We start from the raw sequence: 372 nt of genomic DNA on the forward strand, positions 1-372 counted from the left end.
CTTGGTTGCCGTCATCATCGGTAGTACGAAAAAGGGGTTCAAAAAGGTACCCTCCGAAAACATCGGAAGTGCTAACTGCGCGTGTATCGGCGATGAGTGGAAAGCCCGGAATATTGAAACTGATCTGACGATAAGTGTCAGTGGTGCGATCACAGGTACTGCCAACTTTGAGCGCCACGTTTATCGCGGTGTCGTCGACGGTGCTAAGGTAGTAGTCGCTGTCAGAATCAAAGACGGTGTAGGCAGGTCGTTTGACTGGATAAACACCGCATATATCGGTGGCATAGGTTTCGAGCTCGTATATGCGTCTCGTCGCAGTCTTTGAATAGTCAATTAGCTTGAGGGTTCTTCCATCAGCAAAGGCTGCGAATT

Annotated in this window: 1 protein-coding gene; it reads left to right on the plus strand. The window is 49.2% G+C overall.

Annotated elements, in window-relative coordinates:
• Window positions 1–325 (plus strand): hypothetical protein (locus tag A3750_RS25840; protein WP_197474878.1); only part of this gene is annotated, 325 nt, incomplete at its 5' end.
• Window positions 326–372 lie beyond the last annotated feature (47 nt).

This window comes from Oleiphilus sp. HI0079 (genome assembly GCF_001635105.1).